This is a genomic window from Agarivorans sp. QJM3NY_25 (assembly GCF_050870875.2).
Taxonomy (GTDB): Bacteria; Pseudomonadota; Gammaproteobacteria; order Enterobacterales; family Celerinatantimonadaceae; genus Agarivorans.
This window is the reverse complement of sequence record NZ_CP194041.2, coordinates 302,934-326,440: the sequence shown is the minus strand read 5'-3', so window position 1 is coordinate 326,440 and position 23,507 is coordinate 302,934. Positions and strand designations below refer to the sequence as shown.

General features: G+C 45.5%; 21 protein-coding genes. 9 read left to right on the top strand and 12 right to left on the bottom strand.

Features of this window, described 5'->3' with window-relative positions:
* Positions 1–104 precede the first annotated feature (104 nt).
* From ACRRSW_RS01445 to ACRRSW_RS01410, 8 genes are all read right to left on the bottom strand, one after another.
* Complete coding sequence (locus tag ACRRSW_RS01445) at positions 105–2,417, bottom strand: putative bifunctional diguanylate cyclase/phosphodiesterase (protein WP_432454973.1); 2,313 nt, start codon at positions 2,415–2,417, stop codon at positions 105–107.
* A 180-nt stretch (positions 2,418–2,597) separates the two neighbouring features.
* A complete protein-coding gene (locus ACRRSW_RS01440) occupies positions 2,598–3,584 on the bottom strand; it encodes a porin (RefSeq protein WP_432454974.1) in 987 nt (328 codons plus the stop codon).
* A 422-nt stretch (positions 3,585–4,006) separates the two neighbouring features.
* Positions 4,007–4,204 (bottom strand): DUF4250 domain-containing protein, encoded by a 198-nt coding sequence (locus tag ACRRSW_RS01435; RefSeq protein ID WP_432454975.1) that lies wholly within the window; start codon positions 4,202–4,204, stop codon positions 4,007–4,009.
* Between the two features lie 253 nt (positions 4,205–4,457).
* A complete protein-coding gene (locus ACRRSW_RS01430; protein ID WP_432454976.1) occupies positions 4,458–4,715 on the bottom strand; it encodes a GrxA family glutaredoxin in 258 nt (85 codons plus the stop codon).
* A 303-nt stretch (positions 4,716–5,018) separates the two neighbouring features.
* Positions 5,019–5,438, bottom strand: a complete 420-nt coding sequence (locus tag ACRRSW_RS01425) for an Hsp20/alpha crystallin family protein (RefSeq protein ID WP_432454977.1) — start codon at positions 5,436–5,438, stop codon at positions 5,019–5,021.
* Between the two features lie 294 nt (positions 5,439–5,732).
* On the bottom strand, positions 5,733–5,858 hold the full coding sequence (locus tag ACRRSW_RS01420) for a hypothetical protein (RefSeq protein WP_432454978.1): 126 nt from the start codon (positions 5,856–5,858) through the stop codon (positions 5,733–5,735).
* A gap of 510 nt (positions 5,859–6,368) precedes the next feature.
* The gene (locus tag ACRRSW_RS01415; protein WP_432454979.1) at positions 6,369–6,530 is read right to left on the bottom strand and encodes a hypothetical protein; all 162 of its coding nucleotides are present in this window, start codon (positions 6,528–6,530) and stop codon (positions 6,369–6,371) included.
* Positions 6,531–6,586: 56 nt separating this feature from the next.
* Positions 6,587–7,030, bottom strand: a complete 444-nt coding sequence (locus tag ACRRSW_RS01410) for a hypothetical protein (RefSeq protein ID WP_432454980.1) — start codon at positions 7,028–7,030, stop codon at positions 6,587–6,589.
* A gap of 400 nt (positions 7,031–7,430) precedes the next feature.
* On the opposite strand from ACRRSW_RS01410, the gene ACRRSW_RS01405 reads away from it, so the two are divergent.
* Positions 7,431–8,987, top strand: a complete 1,557-nt coding sequence (locus tag ACRRSW_RS01405; protein WP_432454981.1) for a Re/Si-specific NAD(P)(+) transhydrogenase subunit alpha — start codon at positions 7,431–7,433, stop codon at positions 8,985–8,987.
* A 14-nt stretch (positions 8,988–9,001) separates the two neighbouring features.
* A complete protein-coding gene (pntB, locus tag ACRRSW_RS01400; RefSeq protein WP_432460676.1) occupies positions 9,002–10,399 on the top strand; it encodes a Re/Si-specific NAD(P)(+) transhydrogenase subunit beta in 1,398 nt (465 codons plus the stop codon).
* Positions 10,400–11,000: 601 nt separating this feature from the next.
* Here pntB and ACRRSW_RS01395 read toward each other — a convergent pair.
* From ACRRSW_RS01395 to ACRRSW_RS01385, 3 genes are all read right to left on the bottom strand, one after another.
* Entirely contained in the window at positions 11,001–11,315 is a 315-nt protein-coding gene (locus ACRRSW_RS01395; protein ID WP_432454983.1) for a DUF496 family protein, read from the bottom strand.
* A 246-nt stretch (positions 11,316–11,561) separates the two neighbouring features.
* Positions 11,562–12,083: a DUF2058 domain-containing protein gene (locus tag ACRRSW_RS01390; RefSeq protein ID WP_432454984.1), complete on the bottom strand. Its 522-nt coding sequence runs from the start codon at positions 12,081–12,083 to the stop codon at positions 11,562–11,564.
* Positions 12,084–12,207: 124 nt separating this feature from the next.
* Positions 12,208–12,441 (bottom strand): zinc ribbon domain-containing protein, encoded by a 234-nt coding sequence (locus tag ACRRSW_RS01385; protein ID WP_432454985.1) that lies wholly within the window; start codon positions 12,439–12,441, stop codon positions 12,208–12,210.
* Between the two features lie 183 nt (positions 12,442–12,624).
* Between ACRRSW_RS01385 and recG the strand changes: the two genes are divergently transcribed.
* Positions 12,625–14,706, top strand: a complete 2,082-nt coding sequence (gene recG / locus ACRRSW_RS01380; RefSeq protein ID WP_432454986.1) for an ATP-dependent DNA helicase RecG — start codon at positions 12,625–12,627, stop codon at positions 14,704–14,706.
* Positions 14,707–14,765: 59 nt separating this feature from the next.
* Here the strand turns inward: recG and glpK are convergent, their stop codons facing one another.
* Positions 14,766–16,286 (bottom strand): glycerol kinase GlpK, encoded by a 1,521-nt coding sequence (gene glpK / locus ACRRSW_RS01375; protein WP_432454987.1) that lies wholly within the window; start codon positions 16,284–16,286, stop codon positions 14,766–14,768.
* A 203-nt stretch (positions 16,287–16,489) separates the two neighbouring features.
* Here glpK and ACRRSW_RS01370 point away from each other — a divergent pair, with 203 nt between their 5' ends.
* From ACRRSW_RS01370 to arnA, 6 genes are all read left to right on the top strand, one after another.
* On the top strand, positions 16,490–17,281 hold the full coding sequence (locus tag ACRRSW_RS01370) for a DeoR/GlpR family transcriptional regulator (RefSeq protein WP_432454988.1): 792 nt from the start codon (positions 16,490–16,492) through the stop codon (positions 17,279–17,281).
* 291 nt (positions 17,282–17,572) lie between these two features.
* Entirely contained in the window at positions 17,573–19,108 is a 1,536-nt protein-coding gene (glpD, locus tag ACRRSW_RS01365; protein WP_432460675.1) for a glycerol-3-phosphate dehydrogenase, read from the top strand.
* A gap of 221 nt (positions 19,109–19,329) precedes the next feature.
* The gene (gene arnB, locus ACRRSW_RS01360) at positions 19,330–20,505 is read left to right on the top strand and encodes a UDP-4-amino-4-deoxy-L-arabinose aminotransferase (RefSeq protein ID WP_432454990.1); all 1,176 of its coding nucleotides are present in this window, start codon (positions 19,330–19,332) and stop codon (positions 20,503–20,505) included.
* Positions 20,495–21,496, top strand: a complete 1,002-nt coding sequence (gene arnC, locus ACRRSW_RS01355; RefSeq protein WP_432454991.1) for an undecaprenyl-phosphate 4-deoxy-4-formamido-L-arabinose transferase — start codon at positions 20,495–20,497, stop codon at positions 21,494–21,496. The genes arnB and arnC overlap by 11 nt, the downstream gene beginning before the upstream one ends.
* A gap of 33 nt (positions 21,497–21,529) precedes the next feature.
* On the top strand, positions 21,530–22,234 hold the full coding sequence (locus ACRRSW_RS01350; protein ID WP_432460674.1) for a formyltransferase family protein: 705 nt from the start codon (positions 21,530–21,532) through the stop codon (positions 22,232–22,234).
* On the top strand, positions 22,150–23,505 hold the full coding sequence (gene arnA, locus ACRRSW_RS01345) for a bifunctional UDP-4-amino-4-deoxy-L-arabinose formyltransferase/UDP-glucuronic acid oxidase ArnA (protein WP_432461088.1): 1,356 nt from the start codon (positions 22,150–22,152) through the stop codon (positions 23,503–23,505). Before ACRRSW_RS01350 ends, arnA begins: the two co-directional genes overlap by 85 nt.
* The last annotated feature ends 2 nt before the right edge of the window (positions 23,506–23,507 follow it).

Sequence of the window (23,507 nt, the reverse complement as noted above, 5' to 3'; positions counted from 1 at the left end):
AGCGGTATTGACTTAGAACATCAAACGCCTGCTCTTTCACCGCGATGAATGAATACTCGAACTGCAGCCATAAATGAACCACAGAAGCACAACAAATCCTAAGGTTAGACTTTCTCGCCTATTATTGGCTGCTGCACAAGCAGCTCGACCGGATTAAACTTCAACTCCGTGGCTGGCGAGGCTAACCATTTTTCAACATGCTCTGGCAAACAAGGCTTAGCAAAGCCAAAACCTTGAAACTGCTGACAACCTAAATGCAGCAATTGGTCGAGTTGCGCTCTTAGCTCAATCCCTTCCGCTAATACCTCAATATCGAGGCTGTCACACATGGCAATAATAGTTTTGACCATTTGTGCGTGTTTGCTATTTTGATGAATATTAACGACAAACTGTCGGTCAATTTTCAAGCGAGTCACAGGAAAAAGAACCAAGCGTGACAGATTAGAATAGCCGCTACCAAAATCATCAATAGTAATGGTGAATCCCCAGTTATATAGCACCTCAACCACTTCGCTGGCTCGCTTGGTACTCATACCTAAGGCTGACTCCGTTAATTCGAGTTCAATAAAGCGCGGATGGATCTTATACTTAGTCAAACGGTTCAATAAAAAAGTTACAAAATCAGCTTGTTCTAAATCTACCGCCGAAAGATTGATTGCCACCGATACTGGCGTTAAGCCCTTATCCAGCCATTCCCGGATCTGTTTGCAGCTTCGTTCGATGACCCAACGAGTAACAGCGACCACCAAACCGCGCTCTTCAGCAATCGGAATAAACACCGCTGGCGATACCGGGCCTAATTGCGGTGAAGTCCAACGTAACAAGGCTTCCAAACCAATCAGCTCGCCGCGTTGATTAACTTTCGCTTGATAGACTAAGTACAGCTGCTGTTGCTCACTCTGTAGCATATCCGCCAATACATCAGCGATTTCCTGACGCGCAAAAAACAAATTCATTTCCTGAGGGTTAAACACACAAGCATGTTTAGGAAACGCGTTGGATGAAGCGTAAATGGCCGCGCTAATCAGCTCGTTCGGTGTTTGCCCATGTTGTGGCATCAGAGCAATACCACACTTCACCTCAAACTTAATTGGCTTGTCCTCGAACATAAAACTGGCACACAAACTTTGGTGATGTAGATTCATCTTGTTTACAATTTGCTGCTGACTATCGCCAATGCAAATAAAACCCAAACTAAATTCGCCCACCCGCGCCACAGCCATGGGGGCAATAGGTAATTGACGTATAGTTTTAGCTAAGGTCTGCAAGGCTAAAGATACACCTGTTGAGCCACATTTTTGCTTAATATATTGGCTATTGGCCAACTCAACCACCACGATCGACAAGCCGGTGGTGTAACGTTCAATTAATCGCTCGATATGCTGCCGAAACCACATACTATTGGGTAAGCCAGAATAGGCATCCAAAGACTTCATCTGCTCGCTATTTTTTTGTTCCGACTCTAACTGTTTAGTGAGGGCAATTTGGCTCGATACATCTTCAAAACTCACCAAACTATAATACTTACGCGACATACTTTTCACGCTATAACGTAACGTGATATCAAACCCTGCTTGACTAAGATGAATAATGCCTCGTTTATTTGCCATATTGAGCTGGGGTAACAAGCGGCTAATGGTTTCACTTTTCTTTATCTGCTCGCTGTTCAGCTTAAATAAACGACTGGCCACCTGGTTGAAGTCGACCAAGCAACAATGTCGATCCAACATAATATGCGCATTTGCGGCATCGGCAAACAAGGAGCGGTATAGATCATGATGCATCGATAAAGCTTCATTTTTAAATCTCTGTTGCTTGCCAAGCTTAGCTGCGGCGGCAATGGTTCGGGCAGCCGCTAAAGGTAAACAGATGTTAAACACCAAAAAAATCAAGCTATTTAAATACCAATTGGTATTTTCTAAAACAATATCAAAAGGAAGCCATTGGTAAAACGTAATCCCTTCGGCAGAAATATATAAGGGAAATAGATTAAATAGCATACAAGCTATCGCTGCTCGCATCCCCAATAAAACCAAGGCCACCATCGGTAACGAATAAACCACGATAGAACCGAATAACACCAAATGGGGATCAGAAATAAATAGATGAATACATATTCCAGAAAGGCCAATAGTCAGTAATAACAGCCACGAAACTTGATGATAATAACGCCAACTACATATTAACTGCAGGATAAGCAAGGTATAGAAAAATAGAGTAATGACAAAAATATGATAGTAACCAAGGGCATAAGCCACACGAGAACTATCAACGACAATCGCAGCAGTAAGAATCAGACAAGCGAGCAAAATGATCCGAAGTGCGCTAATTTTCCAATTTTCAATCACTGGATGGACTTGCTCACTATCGTCAAGCAACAGCCAAGCCTTTATCCATAAACCGACTGAACTAAGCAATCCCATTTCCCAATATACTAATTAATGACAAATTTACCTTACCCGATCCCTTCACTAATTCAACATTATTTTACTTGTGTGCTATCGCTAAAAAACAAAAAAAGGCTCCTTAAGAGGAGCCTTGAGAAGTAAACAGGAAAAGGTCGTTTATTATATTGCTAATCGAGCAAGAACAAACCTTTAGAAGTCGTAACGTACCGCTAAAGTAAACTCATCATCTGCACCGTCGATTTGATCAAGCGCGTAAGCAGCAACAACACGTGCTTGCTTGGTTAAGTCGTAACGACCTTCAAGCATCACCCGATCTTTTGCATCTTTATTCTTGGTATCATTCTTATCGTTTTGATAAACCACTTGGGCGCGTAATGCCTTGGTAAATTTGTAACCCAATGCGGCTTCTGTTGCTTTAAATTTATCATCTTTACCACGATAAGCTTCACGTTCGCTGTAGGCCGCCATCATATAAGCATTAGCAATTGAATAATCGGCACCAATAATCCATAAAGAACCATCTTTCACACCATCAGCACTGTTGTTTTGCGCACGATAACCAGCGCCAACATTTAGGCCAAAATCAGAGTTGTAAACTAATGATGCGCCATAAGATGAATCAGCCTTGATGCCGTTGGCATCAGATTGAGAGTCATTATTTTTAAGCTGGTAATCAGCAGTAATATTAATATTTGCGAAGTTACCTTGGTACTTCAGGACATTACTTAAACGCTTACCACCATTGTTTACGTAACCATATTGGTTCGTAAAAGAAACATCGGTGATATCACCAGAGATAGGGTCTAAAGCATCTTTTTGACGACCGTATGTGACTTTACCAAAGTCACCCCCCAAGCCCACGTAAGCTAGGCGTGTTTTAATATTGCCATTTTTATCATCGGTGGCATCGCCATCGGTAATGTCATGCTGTAATTCGTAACGAGCAATGGCATTCAAATTGCTGGTCATGGCCGATTTTAATTTCGCCCCGAAGCGAACATAGGAATCATTTTCACCATCTTGGCCGATATCTGAATTTTCGCTACCCGAGATGTAACCCGCATATACACGACCATAAATATCGACCGCATGCGTATCATCTTCGTATACTTTAGCAGCGTTAGCAGAACCAGCAGCGGCAGCAACCGCAAGTGCAATAAGAGTTAGCTTTTTCATTTTATTCCCTAAAAAATGTGAACTACATCAACTAAAAGTTGAGCAAATATTAGGGTTGACGGATGACAGGCAGGTGACTGAAAAATTAAAGATTTATGACATAGGAACCATTCATGGATAGATGTAAGCCATTGATAATAATAAACTTTACTGGAAACCCAGGTTTAAAAATGACTAGGTGGATAACGCCAGTCAACGGAAAACCATCGTGAATGCCTAATTTTGAAGCGAATAACAAACACTGCGGCTATAAAATTAAAGCAGAAAATCAGATTTGATTCTCTGCAGTTTCAATCTCCACATCACTCGCTATCGAACTTTAGTTCCAAGAAGAGAAAACAACGATTCAGCGCAGCAGGGCCTTCGAGTCGTCACGGTAAACGACTCAATAGGCTATGGTCCAAACCACTCAATGGGACGAATTAAATCGCCTTAAATTGATTACTGATCGCATCATAGTGATAACCAATACTTTCTAAGCGGCGCGACAAAGAGCGCTCCTCACAACCCAAGGTTAAGGTAAGGTCTTCTAAACTATGACATTCCAAACGTAATTTTTCATTCACGATGCCCAACAAAATACTCGCATCTAAGTTAAGCAAATAACTGGCGTCCATCATCGGCTCCTTTTTCGCAATGTACCTCTCTGTTTGAGCTTAGCCAAAAATAAAACAATTGATGCTGAACAAGTAAAAAATTATAGAATTTGAGCGAGAACAAGCGAATAAGAAGGGGCAAACAGGCCCTTAAGCCATGATTAACGAAGCCGACTGTTATTTAATACCGTTCAAAATGATCTGCACCGTGTGTCCATAAGAGGCTTATGGCTAACAGCCAGAGTGGCCTCTGGCTTCATCTATTATCAACTTAGCTTTAAAACTCAAACTGTTCGCGCATGAAAGCCTCATATTCATTACAACCACCAACATGCTTTTCATCAACAAAGATCTGCGGCACGGTTTCTACAGGTTTACCAACCGTTTTTTCTAAGTCTGCTTTAGAAATCCCTTCGGCATGAATATCGATATAACGAAATTTATAATCTTCATGTTTTTCACTAAGTTGTTCAGCAATCTGTTTAGCTCGAACACAAAAAGGGCAACCTGGACGACCAAAAATTACAGCAAACATTGTTAAACTCCATGAGAATAAGATGCGATCATACTATAACGGCTCAAACATAAATAAAAATTGTATCTTACTTTTACAGTGATAGGTCACGGCTATCAAAGCAACGATCTCACTTTATGGCAAATACTTAAGGCGAAGAAGTCATTCAAGCTGACGTATATTTGAGCGAGACTAAAAAGTACTGCCAACAAAAGCCTCCGTGTAATAAGCCTAGGCCTATATAATTAAACCAAGCACGAGACTTGGTTTAATTTGGGCGTTGGGTAAACACCTATTGGTTAGCGATTAAACGCCAAGGCTAGACTAACGGATCTTGATTTTATGTTTTTCTGCCTCCTCTAATTGGACTTTGGGTGCTCTGAGCATCAATAAACCATTGACTAACTCGGCGCTTATTTGATCTGCCTGAATAGACTTCCCGACATTGATACTGCGACTAAAAAAACCGGAGCGACGTTCCTTACGCAATACGTTATCGACATCAGATTGATGCTGTTCAGCTATCTTCGCTTGGATAGTCAACACACCACCCTCTAAGTCAACATCAATGTCGTCTTTCGCGACGCCGGGTAACTCAGCCACAAACAAATAACTATCATCTTTGTCGATGATATCGACACGCGGTTCAAAAAACCCATCTCGACTATTAAAAAAATCAGACCCGACAAGCTCATTCCAAAAATGGTCAGAATCAAACCAGCGGTCTCTAGGAACGAGTTTCATGTCAACCTCCTTAGTCACACGATTAACAGAACCGATCCATAGTTTAAATCTAGTCCATTACGCTAATTTTAGATAGGCCATAGATCTTGCAAAATAGTCAGATTTGATATGCCGCAAGTTGCGCAGAGACAGGGTAACCAAGAGAGAGTAATCGGTACGGTTTATGCCAATGATCCAGAGAGGCGTTCGCTTGCAAACAAGAGATAAAAAAAACCGCTAGGGATTAGCCTAGCGGTTTTTGATGTGAATAGCGTTATATTAAGTCACGAGTTAAAAGGCAACTACCAAAGTAGTTTACTCGGCCGCTTCAACATCTGAGTCGCATTCTTTTGCTTCCATTTCTTCAGTGATGGGCAGGCGGACAAAAAAGCCCTTGCCCGTGGCAAAACAACGCATCGTTGGTTGCTGTTCTTGTTCCATGATGGATATACCTCCTAAAGTTATTACAAGTGTAAAAAGACAAATTTTCGGTTCATTCTTCGTTATTGCCACTTGCGAAAGTAAGGCTAGCTAGTGAATAAAAATTACACAAGAAATAAAATGAAAAGCGCTTCCTTTGCTTATGATTTCTTGATCTAGCTCAGTCTTGCGGGGACTAATCTATAGGTTTTTTTCCAAAATGTGAAGTGCTAATTTAATAGGCTTCAATTTGCCCAAAACCAGCAATAAAAAAATACCCAATAAAAACAAAACCTTACAAATGCTAAGTGAAGTGTAAATCGACCAGAAACGCCCACTCCGGCAGTGCCAAGCACAACAACAGCAAACACTGCGGAAATTAAATCATGATGATAAAAATAAGAACAATTGAATCAATCACTTACTGTGAGAATACAATAAGCAGATAAGGTGTGAATAGATATTCACAAAAATCGTTACTAACAAATCAGACTTTAACAAAGTTCTGCTGTAAGCCCCTAACCAAAAGGGCTAACGCTTTTTCATACGAGTAATATCCATCAGTAACCATAGCGCCAAAATAACCGCTGACACGGAGGCACCATAATTGATATATATTTCGATATAACCCAGTAAAAAACTCACCAAAGGAAGTACAACAACTAGCAATAAGGCCAACAGCAAATAGCCCACAGGATCCCCCTTATTTTTTGTTGCTATTATATCGACTTGGGAATGCGGTAGAAAGCTTATTCGAAATAAGATTTCAACTGTAGTTGGACATAACCATCTTTCCAAACTGTCGTCTCTAAATGCGTTTTGCAAATTGCACATAGCATTCGAGTTGGCAAGCTTAAGTGACCCGATATACGGTTCCCTTTCACTTTAAAGAGCAAATTTTGCTGAGCTTGCCAGCGCACGCCTCCACGCCAACTAGAGCGCCATTGCGGCACTTGTTGGTACTGTAATAAGGCTTTTTGTTGATAATCCTGACTCGGTTCCAAGACTTTATTAGTTCGAAATGCGACCCTTTGTTGCTCTTGTAACCAGTTAATATTGCTAAATAAATCACCAGTAGATGGCGGCTGTTTCAATTGATTTTCGAGACTAAAATCAAACCCAACTTTAGATTGAGCCTGTAAGTTACTCGCCCACAATAATGCCGCTATTAATATCGATAATATAATACCCATAACCAGCTCTCCCCCGTGAATTAAACATTCAACAACTGACTATTCTTATGCAATGCTTAACCAACGACTCATCACCAAGAGGCTAATACCTATACTTAAGAATAGTTGACGCTACTGATTAGTGCTATTTTCATGCCAGTACGCTGCTCGCATTACATTTTCGCAACCTAATGCAACCTCCAGATAACACTCAAGACCTTGTTTGTTACAAAAGAGCGTCTACCATTGGCACTAACTTCAAGTTTTGTGCGAAGTTACTTGACTGTTGGCCCGTAGTTTTCTTTCATATCAGACCAAATGGATAAAATTCACCATTTGGCAATCGCTAACATTTATTCAATAAGTAAAAAGATGTTGTTAAATCGCAACTCTACAAAACAACCATTAGCAGGAACACACTATGCAAATCGGAATACCTAAGGAGATCTTCGACCAGGAGAGCCGGGTAGCCGCCACCCCAAAAACCGTGGAACAGCTATTAAAACTTGGCTTTTCTGTGGCAGTGGAAAGCGGCGCTGGAACAGCAGCCAGCTTTAATGACGAGGCCTATATAGAAGCAGGCGCAGAAATTGTAAGCACAGAGCAAGCTTTTCAAGCTGACTTGGTGTTTAAGGTGAACGCTCCGCTTGATGGCAGTGATAACAGCACCGATGAAATTGCCCTATTAAAGGAAGGCGCAACCTTAGCGAGCTTTGCTTGGCCAGCCCAAAATCCAGAGTTACTTGAGAAATTTAAAGCCGCAAAAGTAAACCTGCTGGCGATGGACATGGTGCCACGGATATCTCGCGCTCAATCTCTTGATGCTCGTAGCTCGTTGGCCAACGTTGATGGTTATCGCGCAGTCATCGAAGCGGCCAACCATTTTGGTCGTTTTTTTACCGGTCAAATCACCGCCGCAGGTAAGGTTCCCCCTGCAAAGGTATTAATTATTGGTGCTGGCGTCGCGGGCTTGGCCGCCATCGGCACAGCAGGTAGTCTAGGAGCGATTGTACGTGCCTTCGACACCCGTCCTGAGGTGAAAGAGCAGATCAATTCGATGGGCGCCGAATTCCTCGAACTTGAATACGAAGAAGAAGACACTGGCAGTGGTGACGGTTACGCTAAAGAAATGAGCGCCGCCTTCATCGAAGCCGAAATGGCCCTATTCCGTGAACAGGCCAAAGACGTAGATATCATCATTACCACGGCTTTAATCCCCGGACGCCCTGCACCAAAACTTATTTTGGCCGACATGGTTGAGTTAATGAAGCCCGGCAGTGTAATTGTCGACTTAGCGGCTGCGACTGGCGGGAACTGTGAATTAACCGAACCCGGTGAAATTGCAGTAAAACACGATGTGACGATCATTGGCCTAACCGATATTTCGCGTCGCCTACCGGCACAAGCTAGCCAGCTATACGGCACCAACTTAGTCAACTTACTCAAGCTATTAAGCCCAGAGAAAAACGGCGAAATTAACATCAACTTCGAAGACGAAGTACTACGTGGTGTGACTTCAGTGAAAGACGGTGAGATTACCTTCCCACCGCCAGCCATTCAAGTCAGCGCTCAACCGAAAGCTGCCGAACCGACTCCCGTAGTCGAAGCAGTTGAAGAGAAACCCAACAAGCCATGGCTTAAGCCATTGATTGCAGCTGCCGGAGCGGCGGCGTTTGCTTGGATAGCCGATGCTGCTCCAAGTGACTTCCTACAACATTTCACGGTGTTTATGCTGGCCTGTGTGGTGGGTTACTACGTGGTATGGAATGTAAGCCATGCACTACATACGCCTCTAATGAGTGTCACCAACGCCATTAGCGGTATTATTATTGTGGGAGCCTTGGTGCAAATGAAAGCCGATACCTCATGGGTAGTTTTACTACTTTCAGGCATTGCCATACTGATTGCCAGCATCAATATTGCTGGTGGTTTTACTGTGACTCAGCGGATGCTGAAAATGTTCCGTAAAGACGTCTAAGGAGAAATAGTCACATGTCTCAAGGTATTGTATCAGCCGCTTATTTAGTCGCTGCCTTATTATTTATTTTCAGCTTGGCAGGCCTCAGTAAGCAAGAAACCGCTCAACGCGGCAACATCTTTGGCATCGTAGGGATGGTAATCGCGGTACTCGCGACCCTCGCCAGTACCCAAGTTACCGGTGGAAGTTGGATTATCACCATCGCCATGGCGATTGGTGCGGCCATTGGTATACGCTTAGCGCTTAAAGTTGAAATGACCGAAATGCCAGAGCTGGTTGCCATCTTGCACAGCTTCGTAGGTATGGCTGCGGTATTAGTTGGCTTTTCCAGCGCTATCGACCACAGCTCGTTAATTGACACTGTCACAGGCCTGATCGACCCTGTCGCCAAATCAATCCACGACGTTGAAGTTTTCCTTGGCATTTTCATTGGCGCGGTCACCTTTACCGGTTCAGTGGTTGCCTTTGGTAAACTTCGCGGTTTGATCAGTAGTGCCCCTAAAGCGCTACCAGGCGCACACTGGTTAAACTTAGGCATGATTGTGGTCTCAATCTACCTAGGTAGTATCTTCATGGACTCAGAGTCAATGTGGGCGCTGGTGTTCATGACCCTCATTGCCTTTGTATTTGGTTATAACTTAGTGTCGGCGATTGGTGGTGCAGATATGCCAGTCGTGGTTTCAATGCTCAATTCCTACTCTGGTTGGGCTGCAGCCGCCGCAGGTTTCATGCTCGGCAACGACCTATTAATCGTCACCGGTGCTTTGGTGGGTAGCTCTGGTGCAATCCTGTCTTACATCATGTGTAAGGCGATGAACCGCTCATTTGTGAGCGTGATCTTAGGTGGTTTTGGCACCGAAGGCGGCACCGTGGTTGCCGATGTAGACCAAGGCGAGCATACCGAAGTTCAGGCCGAAGACGTCGCCGAAATGCTGAAAGAAGCCAACGAGGTCATTATTGCTCCAGGTTACGGCATGGCCGTCGCACAAGCACAATATCCGGTGGCTGAAATTACTAAGCAATTACGAGCGAAAGGCATTAAGGTTCGCTTTGCGATCCACCCCGTTGCTGGTCGTTTACCGGGCCATATGAATGTGTTGTTAGCCGAAGCCAAAGTCCCTTACGACATCGTGATGGAAATGGATGAAATTAACGAAGACTTCGCCGCTACCGACGTTGTTTTAGTGATTGGTGCCAACGATACAGTGAATCCTGCTGCGAAGGAGCCTGGTAGCCCAATTGCAGGTATGCCAGTACTGGAAGTATGGGATGCCAAGAAGGTGGTAGTATTTAAACGTTCAATGGCCACCGGTTATGCGGGTGTACAAAATCCATTATTCTTTAAAGAGAACACCGACATGTTGTTTGGGGATGCTAAAGAAACGGTACAGAAGATCCTTTCTCATATCTAAGCAGATAATGTGTTGATGAAACAAAGCCGCTCCTAGAGCGGCTTTTTTGATTGTCAAATCAAACACTGTTAATGATTCAATCATTATCGTTTGGTTTAAAATTATCAGCCAAAGGATTCAAATATTTTACGAAGAAATATCCGATAATTATGAATCTTCGCTAGACAGGAAGCTAAAGGACAGCATTAAGCTTTACTCCGCTAAATTAGAGCAATGCAAAGCGCAACCTATAAGGCCTGATTTTAACACTGATCCAATTCAACTCATCAAGCGAAGGCTTTCACTTCACTCTTTAATCACCATCATGCCCACGGAGTATCGCACTCAATCAGCGATGAAGTGGAGTACTAGGGAGCAGACGACTTGGGCGTAGCAAGTTTCCTTAGGCGCGTTGGTTGATGAGAAACGCAAGATTTAAGGGAATACGGGGTGACCTTTGTTCTGTGTACGAAGCTTTAGCCAGCAAAGCTTAGTATCGCCGTCAAGGTGAAACCCAAACGCACCATAAAAACTAATGCGAAATAAGCCCCCCAAACCATAACAAAAAAGCTCCCGAGGGAGCTTCCAATCAATCACATCAAGCCAATCACCAAAATAGAACTTATGAGAATTTAGTTTCTTTCAGCTTTTGCGCTAATACACGACGTTCTGTCGACAATTCAGCATTTTTGATCGTATATTCATCCACGCGATCTTCATAGTCGCCACGCATATTTTCAATAATCAATTTAATTTCTTCGACACTCATACCCGCTTGAATGTAGTTACTTAGGTTATCGAGTAACTCAACTCGTTTGCGGTTATCGCGAATTTTTTTGTCCACATCGGCCATTTCACGCTTCAATTTGTTACGTCGACGACTCATAGAAACAAACTCCAAAACCAGCGCTACGTTTTCTACATTTTTGTTTTCCATTACTACTCCTAAGTGGTGAGAATTCACAAATGCACACTCTAAGCTTAACTTACCCGCTTAAGTTTTTTCAGCAACGTTTATTTCAACAAAAGTCTATTCGACTTTAGCTAGATCAAAATAATACCAGTGCTGAATCATCTGATAGGCGGCCCTGATTAACCACACAAACCAGTCCAATGTCGCTACCTGAGCGCAATATCATCCGTTACAAATAAAAATAAAGCTCCTCAAGGCGCTATATTTGGCTTACCACATCAAGTCGTCAGGCACTTGGTAATCGGCGTAAGGATCATCTTCGTCAATCACATCCTGACTAGGATCGTTGATCAGCACCACTACGTTTTCATCACGCTGGGCAACCTTTTCAGCCACGATCGTCGGTACCACTTGGTATGCCTCACCTAAAGTCACAATGGCTAAGCGACCGTTACTCAGTTGCTTGCGCAACTCTTCGGTGACAAAAATCTTTTTAATCACCCCGTTGTGAGTAAAGTTATAGCCTTCGTCTCCGCGCTTCCGATCAATCATATTCATTTCGATCAGCTGTTTAATTTGTGCGGCAACCGCTTTTTTTGCTTTTTCAGCATTTTGCTGCTGAGCTAATTCGGCATCCCGTTGCTGTTGTTCTATTTTGACTTGTTCAGCGGCAGCTTTCACTTCTTTAGCCAAAGTGCGTGATTTTTTATTGGTTTTACCGACTTTCTTAGCTTTTTTCTTGTCAACTAAACCTGCTTTAAGCATTTGCTCTTGCAGTGATAATTTGGCCATGAGAACTGAACTACCTTCACTAAGTTGGAATTAAAAATGGCGGTACCGCCGTAGTCCTGAATGATACGCCAAGCCACTTGTAAATTGAACCTTGAAGTCACTTAAACCAAACAAGCTATCGGCTTTAGGCGATCGGCTTAAATTCAACTCTGGCTCTTGATTTCGACTTAAGTTCATTACAAGAGCTAGAATTACAGAAATAACTGGCAGCCCCACAGGCTGCTAGCTTTTCTAACGCTGCGTCACAGTCTGGGCAATAGGCCAGCTTCTGATAATGCAGCTGACAACTTGCGCAATAGTATTGCCCATCCCAGTCCAGCGCTTTCCCACAATCGGGACAGTCATTATTCGCACTCATGATCGACTCCTGTTGAATTTTTCCGCCAATATATAGCATATGCCATTATTGGTAAATATGATCTTGGCAAATATTAAACCACTACAATACTTAAGCGAGCAGCAAGCAAGTTGAGCAAGCAAGTAATATTCATGAGAAAATTCATATATACTTCTTACATGATCATATTTACAGTGGTTTCCCGTGGAACTTAGCAGCCTGCCTGTAACGGCCCTGAAAGGTGTTGGCGATAGACTCGCCGAAAAGTTATTACGACTGGAGATTCGTAGCGTCGGTGATTTGCTCACCCATTTACCCCTGCGCTACGAAGATCGCACCCATATTTGGCCTATTCACGACTTGTTGCACGGCAGCCATGTTTCAGTTCATGGCGAGATCACTAAAACCGAATTAATCTATGCACGTCGCCGTATGCTCACCTGTCGCATCAATGATGGCAGTGGCAGTATCACCTTACGTTTTTTTAACTTCAATAACGCCCAGCAAGCAGCCATGCAACAGGGTTTATGGATGCGCTGCTTTGGTGAAGTGAAACGCGGCAAGCACGGTTGGGAGATGATTCATCCCGAATACAGCATTGTGAGCGATGTTAGCGCCCCCTTAGTTGAAGAAAAACTCACTCCTGTCTACCCAACCACCGAAGGACTCAAGCAACTCAATCTACGTAAACTTAGCGAGCAGGCCTTCGCCTTACTAGAACAATATCCGCTAGTCGACTGGCTCCCCAGCCACCTGCGCCCGCACGGTTTAGACATTAACCAAGCCTTAAAGCTATTACACCGCCCGGAACCAGATTGCCAACTCAGTCTATTGGAAGAAGGCCGTCATCCGGCCCAGCAACGCTTAATTATAGAGGAATTGGCCGCTCACCAGCTCAGCATGCTTAAGCTACGCCAACAACAGCAACGCCAGGCAGCTATTGCCCTACCCTTGGTGAGCCAACTCGAACAACAATTTCTAAGCGCGCTGCCTTTCAAACCCACTCGGGCCCAGCAGAAGGTCACCGCCGAAATAAAGCAAGATACCCAACAAGCCCATGCGATGATGCGCCTAGTGCAAGGCGATGTGGGTAGTGGTAAAACACTGGTCGCAGCGATGGCAGCCATACAGGCCTTGGGCAATGGCTACCAAGTGGCTCTCATGGCTCCCACCGAAATATTGGCAGAGCAACATGCGCTTAACTTTCAAGGCTGGTTCGAGCCCTTAGGTATTAAGCTGGCCTGGCTCGCTGGAAAACAAAAGGGCAAGGCACGCCAACAAGCACTCGCCGAGATCGCCTCAGGCGAAGCGCAAATGGTGGTGGGCACCCATGCGATTTTCCAAGAACAAGTCCAGTTCCACAAACTGGCTTTGGTGATTATTGATGAGCAACACCGCTTTGGGGTGCATCAACGGATGGCACTACGGGAAAAAGGTGCAGCTATCGAAGGCAGCAATACCCTACCTCACCAGTTAATTATGACCGCCACTCCAATTCCGCGAACTTTAGCGATGACTGCCTATGCCGATTTAGAGCTTTCGATCATCGATGAATTACCGCCGGGGCGGACTCCCATAACCACTGTAGCACTGCCCGATACTCGGCGGGAACAGGTGATTGAGCGAGTCTACCAAGCCTGCCACAAAGATGGTCGTCAAGCCTATTGGGTCTGTACCTTAATTGAAGAATCGGAAGTATTACAGTGTCAAGCTGCCGAAGACACCGCCGAAACCCTACAAAAACAATTACCGGATCTGCGTATTGGGCTGGTACATGGACGAATGAAAGCCCAAGAAAAGCAATGGGTGATGGCGCAATTTAAAAACCACCAACTCGATCTACTCGTCGCAACCACGGTCATTGAAGTCGGTGTCGATGTGCCAAACTCCAGTCTGATGATTATTGAAAACCCAGAACGACTGGGTTTAGCACAATTACATCAACTTCGTGGCCGGGTGGGACGAGGTGAGGTAGAAAGTCACTGCGTATTGATGTACCACAGTCCGCTCTCAAAGACTTCAAGCGCGCGCTTAAGTGTTTTACGCGACAGTACCGATGGCTTCGTGATCGCTCAGCGAGACATGGAATTACGAGGCCCCGGTGAACTACTCGGCACCAAACAAACTGGCCTTGCCGAGTTCAAAATTGCCGACTTAGTCAGAGACCAAGCACTAATTCACGAGGCGCAAAGCCTCGCCAAACAACTACTGCAACAACACAGTGCTAGTGTTACGCCACTCATTAGCCGCTGGTTAGCCGAACGCGAGCAATTTGCCCAAGCCTAACAACAGCCAAACTTACAATCACTGTTCGGACATACCGCACCATGTCCTGAGAATATGCGCTATGCTGGCTGCTCCGCATCTAGATTAGAAAATGAACGACAACTGTCTACTGCCCGCTGCCAGCCTTGATACAACTGCTGACGCTGTTGCGCTTGCATATTCGGCGTAAAGCAACGCTCTGTCGAGTTAATCTCAGCCAAACTCTCAGTGCCATCCCAATAGCCCACCGCTAAACCAGCAAGATAAGCCGCACCTAAAGCGGTTGATTCGATCAATGAGGGGCGTAATACCTCCGTAGCCAACAAATCCGCTTGAAACTGCAATAAGAAATCATTGGCCACGGCACCACCGTCCACTCGCAGTTGTTGTAAACGGATCCCGGCATCGGCCTGCATCGCATCTAATAAATCACGACTTTGATAGGCGATCGACTCCAGTGCTGCTCGAATTATATGGTTACGATTGGCCCCACGAGTTAAACCGACAATACTGCCACGAGCATGTGGATCCCAATAAGGAGCGCCTAAACCCACAAAGGCAGGCACCAAATAAACGCCATTTGTATCAGCGACCTTAGCAGCAAAATATTCGGTATCGGCGGCTTCGCGGATCAAGCCCAACTCATCACGTAACCACTGAATAGTAGCTCCCCCCATAAAGACACTGCCTTCCAAGGCATAACTCAATTGACCATTCAGGGACATCGCAATGGTGGTGAGCAAACCATGACTCGACTTCACCGGTTTATCACCCGTGTTCATCAACAAGAAGCAACCAGTCCCGTAAGTATTTTTGGCCATTCCTTGGTGCAAACACTGCTGACCAAATAAAGCAGCCTGTTGATCGCCAGCGATCCCGGCGATTGGGATCCGAGTTCCTCCCTTCCCCCCAATATTGGTTTTTCCATAGATCTCGGAACAAGACTTTAGCTCCGGTAACATTTGTCTGGGAATATCAAACAGCGCCAGTAAAGTCTCATCCCACTGTAAGCTATGAATATTAAACAACATGGTACGGGACGCATTGGTCAGATCGGTGGCATGCACTCGCCCACCAGTTAATTTCCAGAGTAACCAAGTATCTACGGTCCCAAACAATAAATCTCCCGCTTCCGCTTTAGCTCTCGCACCAACAACGTTATCGAGGATCCATTTCAACTTTGAAGCAGAGAAGTAAGCGTCTAATACCAAACCGGTATTCTCTTGCACATAGTCTTGCCAGCCTTGCTCTCGTAATTGTTCGCACAATTCGGTGGTTCGGCGACATTGCCAAACAATCGCGTTATACACTGGCTGACCGCTGTGTTTGTCCCAGACAATGGTCGTTTCACGCTGATTGGTAATACCAATCGCGGCGATATGCTCGCTGGTGATGCCAGTTTTGGCCATCACCTCAGTAAGAGCCGCACTTTGGCTAGCCCATATCTCCATTGGATTGTGCTCTACCCAGCCTGGTTTCGGGAAATACTGAGTAAATTCGCGTTGTACACTACCGACAATTTCAGATTGATGATTAAAAATGATCGCCCGAGAACTGGTTGTGCCTTGATCGAGAGCCACGATATAACGTGCCGGTTCCATAAAGACTCCACTATATTGAGGAATTATTTGTATATTATGCTCGAAATCGAACATTAAGCTGATATTTGGCAAGTTTCCGTGACTACGGTTCAATTTACTCGCTACATTTATTGCTAAGTTTTAAGTCAAATAACGCTGCAGTTCCGTCAAAGCCACAAATAAAAGCTAAACTGCATGTTCCTAAGAAAATGAGAGCACGTGTCGTGAAACAAACCCAACGCCACCAGCAAATATTGCAAATATTAAAAACTCAAGGTTTTGTAGCGACCGAGCAATTCGTTGAATCGCTGGCCGTCAGCCCACAAACCATTCGCCGTGATCTGAATAACTTAGCCGAGCAACAACTCATCCATCGCCATCATGGTGGGGCCTCTTTACTCAGTAGCAGCGTCGTGAACGACTCTTACGCCAAGCGAAAAATTAAACAAGCGACAGAAAAACAAAGTATTGCACGTAAACTCGCCGAACAGATCCCCAACGGCGCATCGCTATTTTTAGACATCGGCACCACCTCGGAAACCCTTGCGAAGGCTCTGCTTAAACACCGCGACTTACGCATCATCACCAACAACATTCATGTGGCAAACATATTAATGTCTAAAGATGACTTTCAAGTCATTCTGGCGGGCGGCACCCTGCGCAATAAAGATGGAGGGATTGTTGGCGAAGCCACCACTGACTTCATCCATCAGTTTCGTCTCGACTATGGATTGATCACCGTCAGTGGCATTGATTTAGACGGTTCTTTACTCGATTTTGATTATCATGAGGCACGGGTCACTCAGGCCATCATCGCTTGCTCACGCAAGGTGATCCTTGCTGCAGACCACAGCAAGTTTGGTCGTAATGCGATGATCAACATCGGCAATATCGCCCAAGTAGACCAGTTCTACAGTGACAGAGCCGTGCCACAAGCCATCGCAGATATCTTAAAGCGAGCACAAATACCGTTGGTGCTATGTCCAGACCCGATTAATTTACTTGCTGAAACTTAACCCTATTGATGCCCTGCCTACTTTTTCGGCATGGCTTAAATACGGCGCATAAAAGCGCAGCCTATCAGCCATGAAATTCAACTGGAGCAGTCCGCCATCCCCAGAACCTCAATCGCGCAAAGCGAGCGTCTCATCTCACCACTCCTGCTCCGATAGCGCCCAAGCTGTAGCATCTATAAAATTGTTCTTAATTTAATCAATAAATGTCGTTTGTTGATTGTTTTTTAAACTGAATGTGTTCTATTATGTTCGTTAACGAACATAAACGAAAATATATTCAAGAGGCCAGCCATGCCAACTACTGAGCTTGAAAGTCACTATGAGATGATCGTGATTGGCGGAGGCATCAATGGTGTCGGTATCGCCGCAGATGCGGCAGGCCGTGGCCTCAAAGTCGCTTTATTCGAACAAAATGATCTCGCCAGCGCCACCTCTTCAGCCAGCTCGAAGTTAATTCATGGCGGGCTACGCTATTTAGAATATTACGAGTTTCGCTTAGTAAGCGAAGCATTAAAAGAGCGAGAAGTATTATTAAACATGGCGCCTCACTTAGTTGAGCCGATGCGCTTTCGCCTACCACATCGACCTCATCTTCGCCCTTGGCTATTGATTCGCATGGGTTTATTTCTCTACGATCACCTTGCTAAACGCAGTACTTTAGCAGCGTGTAAGGGCTTGTACTTTGGCCAAGACAGCGTGCTAAAAAGCGACATCAGCAAGGGCTTCGAGTATTCCGATTGCTGGGTCGACGATGCCCGCCTAGTGGTTAGTAATGCCCTGTTAGCCAAGCAACAGGGCGCCTATATCGCACCTCGCCACCAAGTCATTTCGGCAAAACGCGAAGCACAGCACTGGCTGGTTGAAGTACTCAACCAGAATACCCATCAACGCCAACAACTTCGCTGTGATAGTCTGGTCAACGCTGCAGGACCTTGGGTACAACAATTCATCGAGCAGGCAATGCACCTCATGCCGCCACGTCGTATTCGTTTGGTCAAGGGCAGCCATATTGTGGTGCCCAAACTTCATGCCCAAAGCCAGTCCTACATCTTACAAAATAGCGATAAACGGATCGTATTTGTAATCCCCTACCAGCAAGACTACTCGCTGATAGGCACCACCGATCTTGAATATCACGGCGATCCCGCCAAAGTGGCAATTTCCACATCAGAAATAAGTTACTTGTGCGATGTGGTAAATCAGCACTTTCAGCAGCAAATTTCCAGCAACGATGTTATCCATAGTTTCTCTGGGGTGCGCCCACTGTGTCAGGATGAATCCGACGACCCCTCTGCGGTCACCCGCGATTACACCTTAGAACTCAGCGAAGCCGAACAAGGTGCGCCACTATTGTCTGTATTTGGCGGTAAGCTCACCACCTATCGTAAACTCGCCGAGGCAGCCTTAGCCTTATTGGCCCCTCGCCTATCAGCGATGGGAGCCCCCTGGACCAGTAAAGCGACCTTACCTGGCGGCAAATTAGAACAACCGCTCGCAGAATTTATCGCACAACAACAAGCGCTCGCGGCAGAGCTCGACCCAGCCTTAATCGAACGTTGGTGTCACCAATTTGGTCGCCAAATTCAAACATTACTTGCGGCGGTAAAACATCATGGTCTAGGCCTACACTTTGGCGGCCAGCTCTACCAAGTTGAAGTAGACTACCTGCAAGCTGAAGAATGGGCCTTCACCGCCGAAGATATTTTATGGCGACGCACCAAACAGGGTTTACAGCTTAATGCTGACCAACAACAGGCTTTAGCGGACTATTTACAAGAGTCTCGAAACGTCCCCTATCACGACCTTAAAAATGTAGTCACACTGTAGTGTTAAAACCCAATAATGCTATAAACAGACGGCCGCACAGGATCGACCTTCTAATCAAGCTGCAAACTTTCTTTTAATTACTTGCTCAGGCTATTGTTTTTAACAAAACAATAGCCTGAGCAAGTCTTTGGCGCTTTCTTTAAGCAGGCTAGGCGGTTAGACTTTCTGCGTTTTAACAGTAATTGTTAAATAAAAATATTAAAACGCTTAGAGAGAAACCGATGGAACAAAAATTTCTACCTCTTTGTCGCCCCGCGATCGAGCAACCAGAAATCGATGCCGTAATTGAGGTATTAAAATCGGGATGGATAACCACTGGCCCCAAAAATGCTGAGCTCGAAAACGTAATCAAAGCCCATACTGGTGCCCAACACGCGGTGGCTTTAAGCAGTGCGACGGCGGGTCTTCATCTGAGCTTAGTCGCTTTAGGGATCGGCCCCGGTGATGAAGTAATAACCCCATCCATGACTTGGGTATCGACGGTGAACCTGATTACCCTCGTCGGAGCCAAACCAGTCTTTGTGGATGTAGATGCCGATACCTTGATGACCACCGCAGAGCGGATCGAGTCCCTTATCACCGATAAGACCAAGTTGATCATCCCTGTGCATTATGCTGGCGCCCCCTTAGATTTAGATGCCATTTATGCCTTGGCAGAGCGTTACCAAATCCCATTAATTGAAGATGCTGCTCATGCCATCGGTTGTGAATATAAAGGCCGCCCCATCGGTCAAACAGGACATTGCATCTTTTCCTTACACGCTATTAAAAATGTCACAACAGCGGAGGGTGGGATATTCACCACCAACGATGCGCAGCTGGCAGAACGGATCCGCCGTCTTAAATTTCATGGCCTTGGTGTTGACGCCTTTGATCGCGAGAACCAAGGCCGCGCCCCCCAAGCCGAAGTGATCGAACCCGGCTTCAAATACAACATGCCGGATCTCTGCGCTGTACTTGCCCTCGGACAAATGCAACGTTTAACAAGGATCACTCAACAACGCCAAAAACTGGTCGCCCATTATCGTCAATTGTTAGCTAAGCTGCCCGGCATTCGCCCTCTGCAGGTCCCCGAATATGACCACCAACACTGCTGCCATCTGATGATTATCCGAGTCGAGCCTCATCTTTGTGGCTTTGACCGTGACCAATTAATTAGCCAATTAAAACAACTCAACATCGGCGCAGGCATTCACTTCAAAGCCTGCCATAGCCAGAAATACTATCGAGACCATTACCTGAGCCGCTTCGGTGAAATAAATCCTGATCTACAAAATACCGAGTTTAACAGTCAGCGGATCTGCTCCTTACCCCTATTCCCCGATATGCAACTGAGCGATGTCGAACGAGTGGTAAACGCCATCACCCACTTTATTGGAACTTCTAATGAAACATAAGCAAGAGATTCACTTCGTATCCATCGTGATCCCGGTTTATAACGAAGCAGCAAGTCTACCAGAACTAATGAAGCGCACCTGTGCCGCAGCCGATAGCATGGGCAAGGACTATGAATTACTACTGATCGATGACGGCAGCAAAGACAACAGCGCCGAACAAATTGAAGCGGCTGCAGCCGAAGAAGGCAGCCACGTGGTGGGCGTCATTCTCAACCGTAATTATGGACAACATAACGCAATTATGGCGGGCTTTGAGCATGTACGCGGTGATCTAATCGTCACACTAGATGCCGACTTACAAAACCCTCCCGAAGAAATTCCTAACTTGGTGGCCAAAGCCGAAGAGGGTTACGATGCGGTAGGGACCGTACGTAAAAATCGTCAAGATAGCCGACTCCGTCGTTACCCCTCGATGCTGATCAACAGAATAGTCAAACGCTCTACTGGCGTAGCCATGAACGACTACGGCTGCATGCTGCGAGCCTATCGCCGACATGTGGTTGATGCGATGTTACAGTGTCACGAACGCAGTACTTTCATTCCCATCTTAGCCAATGGTTTTGCTCGACGCACCGTTGAAATCGACGTAGAGCATAGTGAGCGCCAACAGGGAGAGTCGAAGTACAACGTAATGGGCTTAATCAACTTAATGTTTGATTTACTCACCAGCATGACCACCGCACCGTTAAGAATGCTCAGCATTATGGGCGGGGTAATTGCCACCCTCGGCGGATTATTTGGCTTGGTATTGTTATTAATGCGACTTATGTATGGCGCGGAATGGGGCGTAGATGGAGTATTCCCCTTATTTGCACTGCTATTTATTTTTGTCGGGGCACAATTTGTAGGCCTTGGTTTACTGGGTGAATATATCGGCCGGATCTATTCTGATGTAAGAGCTCGACCACGTTACTATGTGCAAGATGTACTACTAGGTGAAGCGACTAAGCATCCGCGGACCCACAATGAAACTCATAAAAAACAGCAATAACTAAATTTAGCGATTACTTCTAAGGAATAACCCATGAAAGCAGTGGTATTTGCCTATCACAACATTGGTTGTATTGGCATTCAAAGTCTTCTCGATGCGGGGATCAATATTGCCGCAGTCTTTACCCACCTCGACGACAGTCAAGAAAATGTATTTTTTGACTCGGTCGCCAAATTAGCTGCACGACAGGGGATCCCGGTATTTGCACCTGAAGACGTCAACCACCCGCTATGGCTGGAAAAAATTAAGGCGTTACAGCCCGATGTGATGTTCTCGTTCTATTACCGTTCAATGCTTAGCCAATCGCTTCTCGAGATTGCGCCCAAAGGCGGCTTTAACTTACATGGTTCTTTACTTCCGGCTTATCGTGGCCGCGCGCCAGTAAATTGGGCCCTAGTGAATGGCGAAACCGAAACCGGAGTCACGCTCCATACCATGACCGCAAAAGCAGACGCTGGCGACATTGTGGCACAGCATAAACTTGCCATCGATGCTAATGACACAGCCGCCACTTTGCACCAACGACTCACCAAACTCAGTGGTGAGTTGCTCGCGCAAACCTTGCCCAGTATTATCGAGGGTAGTCATTGCTTAACCCCCAGGATGAAAGCCTCGCCAGCTGTTATGGTCGCCGAAGCCCAGCCGACGGTGAAATTAAATGGTCCGATAACGCCCAAACCATTTTCAATCTTTGTCGCGCGGTCACCGAACCTTACCCTGGCGCGTTTACCTTCTTAGGTGAACGCAAGGTGATTTTTTGGAGCACCAGCATCAGCGAGCAAGATTATGATGCAAGCCCAGGAACCATTGTCGCGACCACGCCACTAACCATTGCTTGCACTCAAGGCTCCATCGTAGTCAATACTGGCCAAAGTGAACAGGGTTTATATCTCAATGGCCAGCAACTCGCCAGCGAGTTACACCTCGTCGCAGGCATGCGCTTTGGCCCACAAGCCAGTTCACTGATCGCCGCCAAAAAACGGCAAAAAGTACTCATTTTAGGAGCCAATGGTTTCATTGGTAATCACTTAACTAAACGCTTACTCGACGATGGCAAGTATGAAATTTACGCCATGGATATGAGCGCCAACCAGATAGAACAACATTTAACCCACCCAGATTTTCACTTTGTCGAAGGTGATATCACCATTCACAGTGAGTGGATTGAATACCACATTAAGAAATGTGACATCGTGTTACCTTTAGTCGCCATCGCAACGCCCATCGAATACACCCGTAATCCACTGCGCGTATTCGAATTAGACTTCGAAGAGAATCTCAAAATTGTTCGCGAGTGTGTCAAATACAACAAACGCATCATCTTCCCTTCCACTTCGGAAGTGTATGGTATGTGTACCGATGAAGAATTTAACGAAGATAGTTCGCCATTGATTACCGGTCCAATTAACCGTCAACGATGGATTTACTCAACCTCTAAGCAATTACTCGACCGAGTGATCTGGGCCTATGGTAAAAAAGACAACCTGAAGTTTACCCTGTTCCGTCCCTTTAATTGGATGGGGCCTCGCCTAGACAGCTTAAACTCGGCGCGGGTGGGTTCCAGCCGGGCGATTACTCAGCTGATCTTAAACTTAGTAGAAGGTACGCCAATTAAATTGATTGATGGCGGTGAGCAAAAACGTTGCTTCACAGATATCTCCGAAGCCATTGAAGCCTTATTCCGGATTATCGAAAATAAGGATGGTCTGTGTGACGGGCAAATCATTAATATTGGCTCACCAGACAACGAGGCAAGTATTAAGCAAATGGCGGAAACTCTGGTTGAAAAATTTGCCGCGCATCCACTACGCGATCGCTTCCCTCCTTTTGCGGGTTACCATTTAGTCGAAAGTAAAACCTTCTATGGGGATGGTTACCAAGATGTTCAGCACCGTCGACCTAGCATTCGCAACGCCAAGCGTTTACTCGATTGGGAGCCGACTATCAAGATGGGAGATACCATCGAAGAAACCCTCGATTTCTTCCTAAAAACGGCTGTTGACGAATAACC

What these genes read in the sequence shown, in the direction of transcription:
- ACRRSW_RS01440 (WP_432454974.1), bottom strand. Translation starts at nt 3,584, where the DNA reads ATGAAAAAGCTAACTCTTATTGCACTTGCGGTTGCTGCCGCTGCTGGT.
- ACRRSW_RS01435 (WP_432454975.1), bottom strand. Translation starts at nt 4,204, where the DNA reads ATGATGGACGCCAGTTATTTGCTTAACTTAGATGCGAGTATTTTGTTG.
- ACRRSW_RS01430 (WP_432454976.1), bottom strand. Translation starts at nt 4,715, where the DNA reads ATGTTTGCTGTAATTTTTGGTCGTCCAGGTTGCCCTTTTTGTGTTCGA.
- ACRRSW_RS01425 (WP_432454977.1), bottom strand. Translation starts at nt 5,438, where the DNA reads ATGAAACTCGTTCCTAGAGACCGCTGGTTTGATTCTGACCATTTTTGG.
- ACRRSW_RS01420 (WP_432454978.1), bottom strand. Translation starts at nt 5,858, where the DNA reads ATGGAACAAGAACAGCAACCAACGATGCGTTGTTTTGCCACGGGCAAG.
- ACRRSW_RS01410 (WP_432454980.1), bottom strand. Translation starts at nt 7,030, where the DNA reads ATGGGTATTATATTATCGATATTAATAGCGGCATTATTGTGGGCGAGT.
- ACRRSW_RS01405 (WP_432454981.1), top strand. Translation starts at nt 7,431, where the DNA reads ATGCAAATCGGAATACCTAAGGAGATCTTCGACCAGGAGAGCCGGGTA.
- pntB (WP_432460676.1), top strand. Translation starts at nt 9,002, where the DNA reads ATGTCTCAAGGTATTGTATCAGCCGCTTATTTAGTCGCTGCCTTATTA.
- ACRRSW_RS01395 (WP_432454983.1), bottom strand. Translation starts at nt 11,315, where the DNA reads ATGGAAAACAAAAATGTAGAAAACGTAGCGCTGGTTTTGGAGTTTGTT.
- ACRRSW_RS01390 (WP_432454984.1), bottom strand. Translation starts at nt 12,083, where the DNA reads ATGGCCAAATTATCACTGCAAGAGCAAATGCTTAAAGCAGGTTTAGTT.
- ACRRSW_RS01385 (WP_432454985.1), bottom strand. Translation starts at nt 12,441, where the DNA reads ATGAGTGCGAATAATGACTGTCCCGATTGTGGGAAAGCGCTGGACTGG.
- glpK (WP_432454987.1), bottom strand. Translation starts at nt 16,286, where the DNA reads ATGGAACCGGCACGTTATATCGTGGCTCTCGATCAAGGCACAACCAGT.
- glpD (WP_432460675.1), top strand. Translation starts at nt 17,573, where the DNA reads ATGCCAACTACTGAGCTTGAAAGTCACTATGAGATGATCGTGATTGGC.
- arnB (WP_432454990.1), top strand. Translation starts at nt 19,330, where the DNA reads ATGGAACAAAAATTTCTACCTCTTTGTCGCCCCGCGATCGAGCAACCA.
- arnC (WP_432454991.1), top strand. Translation starts at nt 20,495, where the DNA reads ATGAAACATAAGCAAGAGATTCACTTCGTATCCATCGTGATCCCGGTT.
- ACRRSW_RS01350 (WP_432460674.1), top strand. Translation starts at nt 21,530, where the DNA reads ATGAAAGCAGTGGTATTTGCCTATCACAACATTGGTTGTATTGGCATT.